The following is a 15,686-nucleotide window of genomic DNA, read 5'->3' as shown; positions in this document are numbered from 1 at the left end:
AAATTTTTTGCTGTTAATGAAAAATTGCTTGACATCGGTTTTTTATACCTCGTTTATTCTCTGCAACTTAAGTATTGTCGGGCAAGCCAAAGCTGAAATGGCTGCTGCTGAAGATGCTGTAAATTTATCTCAAACCCAAAATATTGCGACTCCGACCCCAGAAACGGCTACCGTTCAGAGCGTTTCTCCCGTAGCTATGCCGGCGATCGCCACTCAAGCGGATGCCTTGGATTTAATGCGTCGTCGTCAGCAACTTAAGACCTTTAATGCTGTCAATAAAAGCGAGCCAAGCATGGCTCAAGTAACCAGTGTTTCCGAACTACGGGATGTGGAACCGACCGCCTGGGCCTATGAAGCCTTAAAAAGTCTGGTGGAACGTTACGGTTGTATTGTCGGCTATCCTGATCGCACTTTTCGCGGCGATCGCGCCCTGTCTCGTTGGGAATTTGCGGCAGGTTTAAATGCCTGTATGAACGTGATGGAACGTTTGTTGCAAGAAAATGTAGCCGTGATTCGAGAAGATATTGATAAACTTAAAGCCCTAGCTCAACAATTTGAACAGGAATTAGCCGCCTTAGGAGCCAGAATTGATAACCTAGAAGTACGGACTTCCTATCTTGAAGATCATCAATTTTCTACCACCACTAAACTGTCGGGTTTAGTCTTTATGAACTTGACCAATGCCTCTGCTGGGGGGGACATTAAGGTCAATGCCACCAACTTAAACGTTCCCTTAGAGTTTCGTTCTCCTGGTCGGGATCCTGCCACGGGTCAACCCATCGTATCAACTCAACCCAACAACGCCCAGACAACCTTGAGTTTTCTGACCTGGCTAACCCTAAGCACCTCCTTTACTGGCAAAGATAGTCTTGTCACCCAATTGGCCTCAGGAAATGGTAACTCCCCTGCTAACGTCTATGCTTCAGCAGGGATGTACAACACCTTCGGGGTTCCCTTTACCGATCAAACGGCGGGGCCCAATGTTGGCAATAATCGCAGTGAAGTGGTCATCCGAGAATTGTTTTACCAGTTCCCGGCGACAGATAATCTCGACATTGTTGTCGGGCCAAGGGTCAATTGGTATCGCTATTTTGACAATAACCGTTTTACTTTCTTCCTGAATGGAGCCGGCAGTTTTAATTCGGGTGGTAGTAGTCTGCTGAATGCCATTGATCGCGGTGCGGGGGCAGTGGTTTCCTGGAAGATTATTCCAGAGTTAAAACTCAATGTTGCTTATTTAGGAGAAGCGGATGAATTTCTTCCCAGACCGCCTTTCAATACAGCGAGTGATCCCCAAAAAGGTTTATTTGGCGGTACTAATACCACAACGGCGGAGTTGAGCTACGCGCCAACCGATAACTTTAATGTCAGACTGTTGTACAACTACAGCATGATTCAAGCATTAGGCGGAACCATTGGTGGAACAACAGGAGAACCTCTGTATGGTATTGCTGATGCGGGGCCAGGGCAAGGACTAGATATTAATCCTAACGATGGTGGACTGAAAAACTCGCCCGCTAATACCTTTAGCGTTAACTTTGATTGGCTAATTACCCCTGGTGTGGGACTTTTTGGGCGTTATACCCGTGGCAATACCACTCTCAAACCGATTAATCAAGCAGTTAATGCCAATAGCTTCCAAGTGGGCTTGGGTTTCCCCGACCTGGGCAAAGAAGGTGCTCAAGGAACGCTGTCCTATCTTGTGCCCTTTGATGTGGTGGCAGGTCAGCAATATCTGGTTTCTAATGGCGGTGATGGGGCAACTCAATACGAAATTGAGGCAACCTATTTTTATCCCATTAACAATAATATTGCCATTGTTCCCAATTTCTTGTTTATTGGTCGTCCCAATAATTTTGGTAGTAATCCGGGTATTTTTATCAGCAATGTGCGCCTTCAGTATAGCTTCTAAGCAATATAGCGGCTCATAAACCAAGAGCGATCGCCGATTAATTGATATTTATCCATTGAAAACGCGATCGCCATTCCCAACTTAATACTTCTGAAGGTCAAGTTGCTGAGAAGATTACTATTTTTGCCGTACATACTGGTTTGAATTAAGTTAACTTTCCCTGTAAAAAGATTGAGTTAAAATTCGACTAATTTCCTGGGAAAAGGGACAATTGTCAGGGAAAGGAAAGGATTGATAATCTCGGTTTTCTCTAAGACTTTCTAAAGCTTTGGAATAACAATCTAAGAATATTTCATCCCAATATTGTTTGAGACTAGGAGATTCTTCTAATAATTCTTTGAGTTCTCGCTGACTACGCTTAATAGTTTCCGACCATCCCCGATAGTCAAGATTGTAGTTGGAATAATAAAGTTTGAGACAGTGTTCTAGCATGGTAGTTAACCGATTGCGTAGTTCTCGTCTTTGACTTCTACCCAATTGCTCAATCTCCTCAATTAAATTCTCCCAGTCAACGCTATCGTATTTTTTCCGTTGTAATAGGCCAATCGTGTTGTCCAGCCAAAGGGCATAATCAGTTTGGGTTATCATTGGCTTTATTTATTTCTCAACAATTATCATCATAGGCGATCGCTGATCAAATCAATCACCTACTATGCGAATGGGCTAGGCAATGGCTTGATTGTCTTTTTCCTAAATAGCAGTCACCTTTTCAATGACAGTATTTCCCCTAATTCCCTTGGCAAAGAGGGGAGTTTTTGTCTTTGTTAGAGATCATCATTGATGACACTTTGAAGATAGGTTAAAAAGTGATTAAGTTGTTGCTTAACGGATTCGTGGGTATATTCGTCATCAGGATGGGCAGGGCTACCAGGGCTTTGAAAATAGGGTTTTTCGCCATACATTTGACCATAGCGAAAATCCACTTGACGCACTAATTCGTAGAGCATTTCACTAGGATTAAGATAATTTTCAACCATTTTTTGGAGAGCGATCAAAGGGGTATCTAAATATTGGCTAATTAGGCGATCGCCTTCATCAATGCGTACTTGTAAGACGGCCTGCAAGGCTCCCGATGGATCTTGTAAGTGCTGACGAGTAAACAGTTTTAATTCTGTTTTTAGTTGCACCAATTTGGGAACGGGGGATTCTCCCTTTAAAAAGTCTCCTCCTGCCTGGCCAATAACGTCTGCTAGGGTGAATTCTCTGCCGGCCAAAGCGTCCAATAGGAGTTGGCGATCGCGATCTTCTGGCGAGTTAAGGGAATCGGAAGGGTTTGGTAAGGACATAAAAGAGTGGGTAGAAGTGAATAGCTTGGGGTTAGGTAAATTATATTGTAGTTGGAATAATCAGTTTGGGTTATCATTGACTTCATTTATTTCTCAACAACTATCAATCATCGGCGATCGCGCTCTAAACATCAAGAAAAAAGCGATCACCCGTTAACCATTAAAATTCTAAGGAACGTAACCAGTTGTCAAGCTAATTTACAAAATCGGCGATCGCCTTCACGGAATCAGTTATCCTAGAAAGCAGAAAGGGAAAAGCAGCTAACTTCTCTTTCAACAGCCTTACATTCAAAAAAATTCCTTGCTGTAAAATTTTCGTTGATTACATCTGACGCGAGCTCGAAAGCCCTATCGTACCGTTTCACAGGATAATCTATCAACGAATTATTTACAGGTAGAAAAAATTCATTGGCTGGGCGAAAATTTTGATGATATTAGACATCAAGCATTAAGTGCTAATTTAAGTGGTTTGTTTAAACTTAGAATTGGCGATTACAGGGTTATATATTCTTTTGATGATGACTTTATCACGATTCATCAAGTTGATCATCGTCGGGATATTTATTCTGATTAGTTTTGCCTCTTGATCCCCAACAAATGATCGCCTTCTCAAATCCTATCAACACAAAACGAGATCGCCCCCTCATCCCCTACGAAATCTGATCGCCCTTCCAAATCTCATCCCCACAAAACGCGATCGCCTACTTAACATCTTCCGAAACGCGATCACATAAGAAAACTTATAGTTGTTTCAGTAATTTGTCGTAATTGCTATGGGAACCAATCCAAAACCAAATAATCGTTTCCGAGTCTTTCATTACACCGACAGCACGCCAACCAATACCTGCTCTAACAGAATAAGCGGGTTGTCTTGTGTTAAGTTTTTTGAATTCTAAACTGGGATGAAATGGATTTTGTTTCCAGAGTTTATAGTTTTTTCAGGCGGTTTCTTTTACTCTTTCAGGTAATGAAGAAAAACATTGAATAAATTCATCGGTTAATTCTGATTTTATAGTTGATCAAAACCCATTTTCTTGGTCTTACCATTGATAGAATCTCTCAGTGCTTTTGCAGCCAATTCTTCTAATTTACTATGCTGAAGTTCAGATAGGATTTGCTGCCATTTTAGTTCATTTTCAATATCTTCTATTAGTTGTTTTGCTAGTTCGCTTTGTAAGTCATCAGGTAAATTCTGAGCTTTATTAAAGGCTTCTGTTAGTAAGGTATTCATACGTTAATGATATTTAAATTTAATTAGAAAAGAATTATTTTTATTATAGCCTGAGTTTTTATCGTCTGTGTGTAAATTCAAGATAGCCCCTCACAAAATGCGATCGCCTCTTCCAAATTGTAAATGTATGAATATGAATAATCAAAAGTAGTATGCCTCTGTCATTGCTGGATCAAAAATAAAATCCTGAATTTCATACATGATATAACCTAAACCAGTTCTACTCATTTCTTCTGACCGTTTACCATTTATAAAACTGACTATAATATTCTTCGCTATGTTCGCACGTTCAATATCACTTTTCAGCAAATAAAAACGCAGTTTTTCTAATCTGCTAAGAGTTGATATAGATTGATCTTCGTCAAAATCTTGGGAAAAACGTGAATATTTGTCAAGATCATTTAATAGCTGATCAACGTAGGAGCGTTGAATACGAGGTCTTAAGCTAGGATAAAAATTCACATAGCCATCTTCTGAAACAATTACGGCTAAACAATTCACATTGTTATTTTTTTGACCATCTACATATCGGATAGCTGAATTAAACCTGGCTCCTCTCGCTGGATTACCATTTTGTGTTGCCACCCCGTCAAGAATGACCCCAAATGAATGTATGAAACCATCGGGTGACATTACAATTGCGCCATCAACACTAGAAAGATGAGAGATAATTTCTTTAGAAGCAAGGATTGGTGTAATACAGGTGCTTTGATAACTTAAACGCTCAGTCTCGCTCTCTGCTTCAGGAGTGACAACAATCATTGTACCGTGACACTGGTCAACTGCTGCACTAATTGCTTCAATTAGAAAATTCAAGGATTCTTGATTTTTATCAATTCCAAAAAGAAGATATAAATAATCGCAAAACTGATCCTGATTAAAGCGTTCTTTGGGTAAACGTGGTCGTCTATACTTAACTCTGAGCATTACATTTCCTGCATGAACAAGTTCCCAAGCATAATGTTCTGTAAATTTAATTTCAAACAAGTCTTCGCAATGAGGCTCGTAGCTATCTAAGGGTAATCCTAGACCCCAGACATTCTTACTATCACATAATAAAGCCATCGTTGGGCTGGATACTTCTAATAGTTTTCTGATTCCACGATAGTTATTAATAGAAATTGCTTTTTTTAAATTGACTTTAACTAAAATATGCGGATTATCTTTTTTACAAATTACTAACCTTCCTTTACTTCCTAAACCTTCATAACGCTCAGAAGAAATAATGTTTCCAAGCTCAAGCAAATCTCCTCCAAAGTTATTAATCCGCACTTTTATAGATTTAAGAAGATTGGATGCAGCATCTTCTAGAACACGTTCATTATCAGATAAAAAATAATTTTCTCCCCTTGAGCTTTTCTGAAGTTCTTGTTCGGATTTTGATAGAATGACCCATATAATAGCTTCAAAAAAGGATCGAGCAATTCTGTATTTATGATAATCATTTAGCTCATAAATTTTTTGTGTTAATTGATATTGTTTATAAAAATCGCTTTTGTCAATTTGAATGACAGTTATAATCCAATGATTATTCATCTTTATTGGAAAACTACAAAAAGATATAAATTCTTGTGATACATTATCCTCATTTAAAATAAATTCAGCCGCTTCTTTCAAAGCTTTCGGATAGAGAGAATCTTTATGAGCCTGGTTTAAGTGAGAGGCTGTCATAAAAATATTTTGTTCAGGATCATTCTCAAAAATATCTCGTGCGATAGAAAAAATTGTTGAAAATTGATTTGAAGAAAATCCACAAAATTCTGGCTGAAAATAAATTAAATTATTATCTTCACTACTAGCAGGAATTCCGAGAATAAAGGTATTTATCTGTGCTTGAACTTCTAAAATCTTTAAGACTTGCTCTAAAAGAGTTTCAACTGAATTTTGAAATACGTGTTGCCACTCCCACATAAAGTATTTTACATACATGGCCAAATCTCTCCTTTTAATAAAATAGTAATTTTTAAGCGTCCGTTAAGCGAACTTCTATGTTTATTTTATTAGCTTAAGCTAAATTTAATAATTCATAAAGCTGTGTGTAGTCGTGTAATGTATTTTAGAAAAACTAGAGTGGCTACTGTATAAAAGTGTTTCCGAATTTGACTCGTCCAAATACCACTATCAGTTAAGAAGAAACAACCTCCACTTCTACTAAAGGCACATCATCCTCAAGCGCGATCGCCTCCTCTTGAACTTCTTCCTGCTTACCAAAAACCAACTGATTATCCACACAATCAATTAGAATTTTATCCCCTGCCATAAACGCATTTTCCAGAATTTTTGTGGCAATGGGATTTTCTAATTCCCGTTGAATAGCTCGCTTTAACGGTCTGGCTCCATAAACAGGATCATAACCCGCACTGACAATATGATCCAACGCCGATTCTGATAAGGATAAAGTAATCTTCTGCTCATCTAAAAGCTGTTCAATACGTTTAATTTGTAAAACCACAATCCGACGCAATTCATCCCGTTTTAAAGTATGGAAAATAATTAGATCATCAATACGATTTAAAAATTCTGGACGGAAATGGCTTCGCAAAGATTGCATTACTTGTTTCTGCATTTTGTCGTAGTCAGCATCATCCCCAGAAAGGCTTAAAATGTGGTCACTACCAATATTACTGGTCATCACAATAATCGTATTGCGAAAATCTACGACCCGCCCCTGGGAATCCGTAATGCGACCATCATCTAACACTTGTAAAAGAATATTAAACACATCTAAATGGGCTTTTTCCACCTCATCTAATAGCACCACCGAATAGGGACGACGACGCACCGCTTCTGATAATTGTCCTCCTTCCTCATAGCCCACATAACCAGGAGGCGCACCAATCAGACGGGAGACCGCGTGTTTCTCCATATATTCAGACATATCAATCCGTACCATTGCCTCCTCACTGTCAAAGAGAAAGCCAGCCAAAGCACGGGCTAGTTCCGTTTTACCGACTCCCGTAGGCCCCATAAATAAAAATGAACCAATGGGACGGCTAGGGTCTTTCATGCCTGCCCTGGCGCGACGAATGGCCGCAGAAACAGCAGCGACCGCTTCCGCTTGACCGATAACCCGTTGATGCAAATGACCTTCTAATTGCAACAGTTTTTGACGCTCCGTTTCCAAGAGACGATTCAGGGGAATCCCTGTCGAACTGGCAACAATTTCAGCAATATCAGCTTCGGTAACTTCTTCTCGCAAGAGGGTATTGCCAGACCCTTGAATTTCTAACAGTTTGCTTTCCTTTTCTTCGATCGCCGTTTGTAGGACTTCGAGTTTGCCGTATTTCAGTTGAGCAGCTTTATTGAGATCGTAATCCCGTTCCGCTTTTTCCACTTGCCGACGCACTTGTTCTTCCTCTTCCTTGAGGTTATTAATTTCCTCTAATAGTTGCTTTTCGGAAAGCCATTGACCCGATAATTCTTGTTGCTGACTTTCTAATTCAGTGATTTCCTGTTGAATTTTTTCGAGACGTTCCTTGGAAGATTTATCCGCTCCTAAACCAGGGCGTTTTTCCTCTCCTTCCAGGGAAAGTTTTTCCATTTGTAATTGCATTAATCGCCGATCAATCACTTCTAATTCGACGGGTTTAGATGTAATTTCCATCTTTAAACGAGCCGCCGCTTCATCTACTAAATCAATAGCTTTATCGGGCAGAAAACGGTCTTGAATATAACGATGGGAAAGCATAGCCGCCGCGACTAGAGCCGAATCGGTGATTTTTACGCCATGATGGACTTCATACTTTTCCTTTAAACCGCGCAGAATAGAAATGGTATCTTCCACACTCGGTTGTTTGACATAAACCTGTTGAAAACGGCGTTCTAAAGCAGGGTCTTTTTCAATATTTTTGCGATATTCATCTAAAGTCGTCGCGCCAATACAACGCAATTCCCCCCGTGCTAACATCGGTTTCAATAAATTACCCGCATCCATTGATCCCGAACCTTCCCGTCCGCCCGCCCCGACAACGGTATGTACTTCATCAATAAAGAGAATAATTTGTCCATCGGAATTGGTGACTTCTTTCATTACCGATCGCAGTCTTTCTTCAAATTCTCCGCGATATTTGGCCCCCGCAATTAAACTGCCCATATCGAGGGAAATTAACTGCCGATTTTTCAAGGATTCAGGCACATCTCCATTGATAATTCGTTGCGCTAATCCTTCGGCGATCGCGGTTTTACCGACCCCAGGTTCCCCAATCAAGACAGGATTATTTTTAGAACGACGAGACAACACCTGTATTACTCGCCGAATCTCCTCATCTCGACCAATAACAGGATCAAGCTTACCCTGTCGAGCCTGTTCCGTTAGATCACGCCCATACTTTTCCAACGCCTCATACTTTTCTTCCTGATTGGGTTCCGTCACCTTTTGGGAACCGCGAATACTCTTAATCGCTACCTCCAAATCTTGAGGATCCAGGTTAAACACCCGCAAGGTTTTGCGTCCTACCCGTTCATCTTCGGCAAATCCGACCAGCAAATGTTCAACGGAAATAAACTTATCGCCCCAACTTTCCCGTGCCGCATCCGCCTTATCCAGCATCACATCCAAACTGCGACCGAGGTAAAGCTGTTCCACATAACTCTGTTTCGCCTGCCGATTGGTGAAGACCTCAAGCTGTTGCTGTAGGGTTTCCAGGTCAACCGTTGCCCGTTGAAAAATGCGAGCCGCCAAGCCCTTATCCTGCTCCAGTAAAGCCAAGATAATATGTTCAACTTCCAAATTGGTATTTTTATAGCGACGGGCGACTTCCTGGGATTTGACGATCGCGTCCCAGGCTTGTTCGGTAAATTTGCTTGGATCGGTAGGTTGCATTCAGATCGGACGTAGGCGGTTAAAACTGCTCATCTATTGTAAGGGCGGTCTGAGTCATTTTCCTAGCGATCGCGGCTTCCCTTTATTGGGAATAATTTGTAAAGATGATCACTTTGAGTCATTCATTCGTCGGTTAATAGAGATACCATCAGATAATAAATGTGCTAAATGTGGTATTGTATAAAAACACAACTTAGAAAGTTTAGCACTCAATTACAGGTCTGAAATCCAGCATCTTCGTTGAAAAAGCTAAAATATCTATCCTCTGGAACCTTTATTGAGCAAGGTTTTAAAGATAGATTTCCCAGTCGTGTAAAAAACATACTTTATTAATTAAAAGGAGTAAAATCATGGCAGCCAGTTTTGATTTGAGTTTTAACTACACAATTAAATATGTCCAAAGCGACGTACTCTATTTTGGTCTCAATTTGCTTTTAGGCAGTCGGGAGTTTCCTCTGAGATTTGCTGGTAGTACGACTGGTGGTGGTCAAGATATTTCTCCAAAATCTACCAGGACATTTAACTTTGCAGCAACCAAGCAACGAATCACATTTACGAACACCAATATTTTTGATTCAAGTGGAGTAGATGAAATTACGAGGGAAATGTTGTTTTCAGATCCCAGTAATTCGGATCAATGGACTTTCAGGATGGGTAGTGTTGCTTTAAAACAAGTGATTGAATTTAATCCTCAGAGTGGTAATCTAAACGATTTTTTCAATGATCAATTCATTGAAATTTCCGATGCTAGTTTAACAGCAACGATTACGGGTGATCCTCCTTTTCAATTAGTAACCAAGCCTAGCACGGTAAAACTAGGAAAACAGCATGGCGAAACACTTCTGTTCTCTTGGAAGATTTAGAGACAAGTCAATCAATTTTTTGTAATTACGTACTGAGGTGTTCGCCAATGAAGCTAACGAATCTTCCTAAACTAACTGTAAATGAGGGCAAGGTTCCTCATGCCTTGCCTGGGGACAAGAGAATTGCTGTCTTCCTTGAAGTAAATTACTCTTATTCTTGTGCGATAGAGGAAATAGATTTTATAGCCAATAATGATTTGGTCGTCTTGGAAAAGGTAACGATTGTCGGTGTTGATCCTAGTGATCCAGGGAGTGATATTGATTTAAGGTTTAGTATTAGACCTCAACTTACTGCATTACCGCCCGATACTGCCGATGCGGATTTCCTAAGAAGCCATAGCACCGTGACCCGTAAGCGAAGAATGTTTGTCTTAAAAGATAATCTTTTAGAAGCATTAAATGTGAACGATTTACATCTTAACAGTGTTAAGGCTAACGTCCAATTAACATACGTTCATATTGGAGAAAGCGATCCTCAACAGGTCTAAATATGTTGATCAATCTTGGATAATTTCCTACAATTTAGTAGATGCAACGGTCAAATTAAAACACAAATCGCTCTCTCATTTTTAAAAAGAAGAATAAGACAGCGATTTTTTTGTCGGACAATAGGCGATCGCGTTATTAGGGTTGATTGTTTTGAGAACGGCGATCGCGTTTCAGAAGTTGATTGTTTTTAAGAATGGCGATCGCTGGTTATAAAGTTTAAAAAGCGATCGCGTTGTAAGAATTTATCGTTTTGAGAACGGCAATCATCATAAAAGTTAAATAAAGCTACAATAGAAACATTAAATCCACAATATACTGAGAGGTAAATGATGACCTTAGCTGATGTTCTTCCCAATGCTCGTAAACTGTCAGCGATCGAAAAACTTAAACTGATTTGTATCTTAGCCGAAGATTTAGATACTGCCGAAAATATTGCCCCCTTAGAACCATTCAAAACCTATGAATTACCGACTCCCTATGATAGCTTTGGGGCTGGAGCTATTTTAATGCAAACCCTTAACCAAGACACAGAAAATGATTAAACTATGTTATTCAAATATTCAACCACAAGTGCAACTCAAAATGAATTTGATAGCCTACCAAGAATTACACTAAAATTAAGACGAGATAATCAACAGATTGAGTCCATTGGTTTAGTAGATAGTGGTGCTACCGTAAATGTTCTTCCCTATCAACTCGGACTTCAACTAGGCGGTATTTGGGATGATCGCAAAGCAATTATTCAATTGGCTGGTAATTTGGGTAATCAAACAGCAATGCCCTTCTCCGCGATCGCTCATGTTGGAGAATATTCACCAGTCGAATTAGTCTTTGCCTGGGTAAAAAATCCGAATGTCCCTCTAATTCTTGGACAAATCAACTTTTTTATGGAATTTGATGTTCATTTTTATCGTTCTCGCTTGGAGTTTGAAATAAAACCTAAATCATAGGGCGATCACTGATTGTAAAGGTTAAAGGGCGATCCTTTGGCAAGTAGTAATTATTTCGATTAGGCGATCGCTGGTTGTGAAGTTTAAAGGGCGATCCTTTGGCAAGTAGTAATTATTTCGATTAGGCGATCGCTGGTTGTGAAGTTTAAAGGGCGATCGCTTTCAGTCATCGTGTAAAATAGTGAGATAACAATCATCTGTAAAAAATAAACCATGATTCAATCCGTTGAAGTCATCATTGATCCAGAAGGTAACGTACATTTGCTCGAATCCGTTAAACTTTCCACATCCAAAAAGGCGATCGTCACTATTCTTGAAGAAAATCCGATCATTTCTATCTCCGAAACAGCCCTATTAAGTCAAGCAAGTTTAGCAGAAGATTGGTTAAGACCCGAAGAGGATGAGGCATGGTCACACCTACAACTAGCTCAATAATTTTAATTCCGTTTCCTTTTTCTGACCTCTCACAATCCAAACTCCGCCCCGCCGTTGTATTAGCAAATTCAGGAAAAGAAGATTGGATACTCTGTCAAATAACTAGCAAATCCTACGCCGATTTACAATCTATTAAACTAACCGATGATGATTTTGCTAATGGATCTTTAAAATTAGTTAGCTATGCTCGTCCAGGTAAATTATTTACAGCCAACAGCAGTCTAATCGTATCTAAAGTTGGCGAATTAAAACAAGAAAAATTCCAGAAAATTATTAATGCAGTGGTGAGCTTATTAATAAATGAGATTAAAAATTCATAATCAAAAAATATTGCTTACTTTTTTTGAATGGTTAACGGGCGATCGCGTTGCAAGAGTTAATTTTTTGAGAAGGGCGATCGCGTTGCATAGAGTTAATTTTTTGAGAAGGGCGATCGCTTTAATCCTATTGTAAAATAATGACATAAAGAACGTCCTACAAACTTTTATTATGACAGAACTACTTGAACAAGCTATCTCAAAAATTAAAACCTTACCGTCCGATCAACAAGAAGCTCTAGCGTCTATTATTCTGGAAGAAATTCAAGCAAATCAACAATGGCATCAGTTTTCCTTAACACAAGCCATGAGAAACTTAGAAAATGATAACCTACCTGAATATACCGAAAGCGATCTTATCGAAAAATGGCAATAGCAGGTCAAATCGTATTATTTAAGTTTCCGCAAACAGATCTCTCTGTTGGCAAACTGCGCCCTGCTCTTCTAGTCAAACCTGTATCGAGTCGTTATGATGATTGGCTTGTCTGTATGATTTCGACTAAAACAGGTCAAGAAATATCTGGTCTTGATGAGATTATTTCACCCAAGCATCCTGATTTTGTACAAACAGGTTTAAAGTCAGAAAGTGTCATCAGAGTTTCACGTTTAGCGGTAGTTTCAAAAAAGATATTACTAGGCAACATAGGTAAAATTTCAACTCAAAGATTAGAAAAAATTAAAAGAAACCTCGCTACCTGGATTATCACTAATTAAAAGTGATTGTTTGTTCAAAAGGCGATCATTTGGAAAGTGGTGATTATTTTGAGAGGCGGCGATCGTTTTGATGAGAGGCGATCGCTGGTTGTGAAGTTTAAAGGGCGATCGCTTTCAGTCATCGTGTAAAATAGTGAGATAACAATCATCTGTAAAAAATAAACCATGATTCAATCCGTTGAAGCCATCATTGATCCAGAAGGTAACGTACATTTGCTCGAATCCGTTAAACTTTCCACATCCAATAAAGGCGATCGTCACTATTCTTGAAGAAAATCCGATCATTTCTATCTCCGAAACAGCCCTATTAAGTCAAGCAAGTTTAGCAGAAGATTGGTTAAGACCCGAAGAGGATGAGGCATGGTCACACCTACAACTAGCTCAATAATTTTAATTTTGCTGGCATTTAGTCGAAAACTTCTTTGCGAAACTCAAACAATACAGGGCAAACGCATCTAAATTCTAGACTCCTTATCTGATAAGACTTTCAGCGTTTCATAAAAAATCAATCATGATCTCGGAAACCCTTATCCAGCCTACCTTTCAAAAATAAGATGCGTTCGCCCTAGTTCTTTGTGATTTGCTCCTAAAATTGCCGTTATCAATCATGATCCATCGGTTTGGTAATCCCCTGATTTGCCACCTGTTTTGCGAAGAAGATAAATTTTCTCAATACTGATTTCCTTATCCAAGGCTTTTCCCATGTCATAAAGGGTCAGGGCAGCAACGGACACGGCAGTAAGAGCTTCCATTTCTACGCCAGTTTCTGCCTTGGTCACGACGGTTGCTTGAATGCGGTAGCCAGGTAAGGCGCTGTCGGGCTGGAGTTCAACCGCAATTTTCTGGAGAGGTAAGGGGTGACAGAGGGGAATCAATTGGGCCGTTTGTTTCGCTGCCATAATACCGGCTAGTTTTGCTGTTCCTAAAACATCCCCTTTGGGCGCATTACCTGCCTGGATAGCCTCAAAGGTCTGCTGCTTCATCCGTACCTGACCAACGGCGATCGCTTCTCGATGCGTGATTGATTTAGCTGAAACATCCACCATTTGAGCTTCTCCCGTTTCGTTGAGATGGGTCAATAAAGAATTTTCGGAAAAAGCTTGCGTCATGATCGTTAATTATGATAAGTTGTATAACCGTTGAGAAAAATGCTTATAAATTGGGCTTGTAGCTTAGTGGATTAGAGCGTATGGCTACGGACCATAAGGTCGGGGGTTCGAGTCCCTCCAAGCCCGTCAAAAGCGGTCAACTATTTAGGAACCTCCAATGAATTGTTGGGGGTTTTTTACTAATTGGCATAGCGATCCTGCTCCTGTCCGAGGGCAAATTTCCAGGAACTTCTGACACTGGGATTACCCTGGGTGGCAAATAACACTAGAGCGCATAGGGATAGAACACTAGACAATTGGAATAGTCCTCGATAACCGACTATTTCCCCTAACCAACCAAAGAATGGCCCCGCGATCGCCGTTCCCACATCTAAGCCACTAATACAAACCGAGAAGACCTTACCCCTTTCCTCCACCCCAGAGCGATCAGATACTAAGGTAATAATCATAGGAATGACAATGCCACTACCAATTCCTTCTAACCCGCCGGCAATCAGAAATAGACTAGGCGTATCGGCCCAAGCTAACATCATCATGGCCGCAATGTAGCAAATTAAACTCCCGCTCACAAAAATTCCTCGTCCGTAGAGGTCGGAAGCTCGTCCCGTCCAAAAGCGACCCACAAAGCTGCTCATGGCAGACACCGTATAGAAAAGCCCCGTATTGAGAGGAAGATGAATTTCTCGCATAAAAAGGGGTAGGAAGGTGAGCAAATTGCCAAAGACTAGACCCACTAATAACAAGACCAGAGAAGGGATCAAGAGCGAAGGACTACTAAGAATTTGTAACACAGTGCGGTTTTCCTGATGGGGAAGGGTTTCAGTTTCTTTTTTGACAATATAAAGCGGAACTTCTCGAACCTGGCAACTGAGAATAAATGTGAGCCAGCCTAAAGCGGCCGTTGTCCAAAAAAGCGTTGGATAACCGGCTAGTTCGGCCAAATATCCCCCTATAGCCGGGCCCAAAGCCATCCCCAAAGGAATGGTGAGACTCATATAACCAATTAACTCTCCTCGTTGTTCTGGCGGCGAAAGATCCACGACTAAGGCGTTATAACCCGTTGTAAAAGCGGCCACACTAATGCCATGAAAGGCTCGGATCATCATCAGTACAGGAATCGAATTGACGAATAAATAGCCCATCGGAGCGATCGCCGCAACTAAAGTTCCAATCAAAATAGCGATTTTACGTCCCCGTTGATCGACTAATTGACCCAACCAGAGCCGCGATCCCAGTAAACCGATCGCAAAAGCTCCCATCACGAAGCCCACCTGTTGACGAGTACCGCCTAAATCTTCGGTATAAACCGGTAGGGTTGGTAACAGAGTCGTCAGACTAATCCAAAATAGCAGGGCTGTAACAAACAATAGTATTAGATTCCATCGTTTGTTCTTCTCTAAAGCTTGAAAGGTTTTAACCGGATTCACAAACGCTAGTACTGAAAAAACTTAACTCTTCTTAATGTAATTGATCACCCTCATAAAACGCTATTCACTTCCCCATCTCCCCATCTCCCCATCTCCCCATCTCCCCATCTCCCCATCTCCCCATCTCCCCA

Annotated in this window: 19 protein-coding genes and 1 tRNA gene; 11 read left to right on the top strand and 9 right to left on the bottom strand. The window is 40.4% G+C overall.

Annotation, left to right across the window (positions count from 1 at the left end; translation table 11 throughout):
- The first annotated feature begins 97 nt into the window (after nt 1-97).
- Nucleotides 98-1,912: an iron uptake porin gene (locus tag KA717_12590; protein ID UXE63392.1), complete on the top strand. Its 1,815-nt coding sequence runs from the start codon at nt 98-100 to the stop codon at nt 1,910-1,912.
- On the opposite strand, the gene KA717_12585 is transcribed toward KA717_12590, so the two are convergent.
- The 3 genes from KA717_12585 to KA717_12575 all read right to left on the bottom strand — a co-directional run bounded on the left by KA717_12585 (nt 1,909) and on the right by KA717_12575 (nt 3,198).
- Nucleotides 1,909-2,046, bottom strand: a complete 138-nt coding sequence (locus KA717_12585; protein ID UXE63391.1) for a hypothetical protein — start codon at nt 2,044-2,046, stop codon at nt 1,909-1,911. The genes KA717_12590 and KA717_12585 overlap by 4 nt on opposite strands.
- A 16-nt stretch (nt 2,047-2,062) precedes the next feature.
- Entirely contained in the window at nt 2,063-2,500 is a 438-nt protein-coding gene (locus KA717_12580; GenBank protein ID UXE63390.1) for a DUF29 domain-containing protein, read from the bottom strand.
- A gap of 176 nt (nt 2,501-2,676) precedes the next feature.
- A complete protein-coding gene (locus tag KA717_12575) occupies nt 2,677-3,198 on the bottom strand; it encodes a hypothetical protein (GenBank protein ID UXE63389.1) in 522 nt (173 codons plus the stop codon).
- 469 nt (nt 3,199-3,667) lie between these two features.
- On the opposite strand from KA717_12575, the gene KA717_12570 reads away from it, so the two are divergent.
- On the top strand, nt 3,668-3,772 hold the full coding sequence (locus KA717_12570; GenBank protein UXE63388.1) for a type II toxin-antitoxin system RelE/ParE family toxin: 105 nt from the start codon (nt 3,668-3,670) through the stop codon (nt 3,770-3,772).
- 435 nt (nt 3,773-4,207) lie between these two features.
- Here KA717_12570 and KA717_12565 read toward each other — a convergent pair whose 3' ends face one another.
- From KA717_12565 to clpB, 3 genes are all read right to left on the bottom strand, one after another.
- Nucleotides 4,208-4,429, bottom strand: a complete 222-nt coding sequence (locus tag KA717_12565) for a hypothetical protein (GenBank protein UXE63387.1) — start codon at nt 4,427-4,429, stop codon at nt 4,208-4,210.
- A gap of 141 nt (nt 4,430-4,570) precedes the next feature.
- Entirely contained in the window at nt 4,571-6,340 is a 1,770-nt protein-coding gene (locus KA717_12560) for a DNA integrity scanning protein DisA nucleotide-binding domain protein (protein ID UXE63386.1), read from the bottom strand.
- 214 nt (nt 6,341-6,554) lie between these two features.
- Nucleotides 6,555-9,251 carry an ATP-dependent chaperone ClpB gene (clpB, locus tag KA717_12555; protein ID UXE63385.1) on the bottom strand — a complete coding sequence of 899 codons (2,697 nt, stop codon included), beginning with the start codon at nt 9,249-9,251 and terminating at the stop codon, nt 6,555-6,557.
- 350 nt (nt 9,252-9,601) lie between these two features.
- Between clpB and KA717_12550 the strand changes: the two genes are divergently transcribed.
- The 6 genes from KA717_12550 (at nt 9,602) to KA717_12525 (ending at nt 12,308) form a co-directional block, all read left to right on the top strand.
- Nucleotides 9,602-10,114, top strand: a complete 513-nt coding sequence (locus KA717_12550; protein UXE63384.1) for a hypothetical protein — start codon at nt 9,602-9,604, stop codon at nt 10,112-10,114.
- Between the two features lie 47 nt (nt 10,115-10,161).
- Nucleotides 10,162-10,602, top strand: coding sequence for a hypothetical protein (locus tag KA717_12545; protein ID UXE63383.1), 441 nt, complete (start codon nt 10,162-10,164; stop codon nt 10,600-10,602).
- Between the two features lie 327 nt (nt 10,603-10,929).
- Nucleotides 10,930-11,145, top strand: coding sequence for a hypothetical protein (locus KA717_12540; GenBank protein UXE63382.1), 216 nt, complete (start codon nt 10,930-10,932; stop codon nt 11,143-11,145).
- A 3-nt stretch (nt 11,146-11,148) separates the two neighbouring features.
- Nucleotides 11,149-11,553, top strand: coding sequence for a hypothetical protein (locus tag KA717_12535; GenBank protein ID UXE63381.1), 405 nt, complete (start codon nt 11,149-11,151; stop codon nt 11,551-11,553).
- Nucleotides 11,554-11,766: 213 nt separating this feature from the next.
- Nucleotides 11,767-11,988 (top strand): hypothetical protein, encoded by a 222-nt coding sequence (locus tag KA717_12530; GenBank protein ID UXE63380.1) that lies wholly within the window; start codon nt 11,767-11,769, stop codon nt 11,986-11,988.
- On the top strand, nt 11,961-12,308 hold the full coding sequence (locus KA717_12525) for a type II toxin-antitoxin system PemK/MazF family toxin (GenBank protein UXE63379.1): 348 nt from the start codon (nt 11,961-11,963) through the stop codon (nt 12,306-12,308). Before KA717_12530 ends, KA717_12525 begins: the two co-directional genes overlap by 28 nt.
- On the opposite strand, the gene KA717_12520 is transcribed toward KA717_12525, so the two are convergent.
- Entirely contained in the window at nt 12,309-12,452 is a 144-nt protein-coding gene (locus tag KA717_12520) for a hypothetical protein (protein UXE63378.1), read from the bottom strand. It abuts the gene before it with no gap.
- Nucleotides 12,453-12,477: 25 nt separating this feature from the next.
- Here KA717_12520 and KA717_12515 point away from each other — a divergent pair, with 25 nt between their 5' ends.
- Nucleotides 12,478-12,681: a hypothetical protein gene (locus KA717_12515; protein ID UXE63377.1), complete on the top strand. Its 204-nt coding sequence runs from the start codon at nt 12,478-12,480 to the stop codon at nt 12,679-12,681.
- Nucleotides 12,672-13,019, top strand: coding sequence for a type II toxin-antitoxin system PemK/MazF family toxin (locus KA717_12510; GenBank protein UXE63376.1), 348 nt, complete (start codon nt 12,672-12,674; stop codon nt 13,017-13,019). The genes KA717_12515 and KA717_12510 overlap by 10 nt, the downstream gene beginning before the upstream one ends.
- 605 nt (nt 13,020-13,624) lie before the next feature.
- Here the strand turns inward: KA717_12510 and moaC are convergent.
- Entirely contained in the window at nt 13,625-14,128 is a 504-nt protein-coding gene (moaC, locus tag KA717_12505) for a cyclic pyranopterin monophosphate synthase MoaC (protein UXE63375.1), read from the bottom strand.
- A gap of 52 nt (nt 14,129-14,180) precedes the next feature.
- On the opposite strand from moaC, the gene KA717_12500 reads away from it, so the two are divergent.
- Nucleotides 14,181-14,254 (top strand) — tRNA-Arg (locus KA717_12500).
- Between the two features lie 53 nt (nt 14,255-14,307).
- On the opposite strand, the gene KA717_12495 is transcribed toward KA717_12500, so the two are convergent.
- Nucleotides 14,308-15,495, bottom strand: a complete 1,188-nt coding sequence (locus tag KA717_12495) for an MFS transporter (protein ID UXE63374.1) — start codon at nt 15,493-15,495, stop codon at nt 14,308-14,310.
- Between the last annotated feature and the right edge of the window lie 191 nt (nt 15,496-15,686).

This window comes from Woronichinia naegeliana WA131 (assembly GCA_025370055.1).
GTDB lineage: Bacteria > Cyanobacteriota > Cyanobacteriia > Cyanobacteriales > Microcystaceae > Woronichinia > Woronichinia naegeliana.
This window is presented reverse-complemented; position numbering and strand designations above follow the sequence as displayed.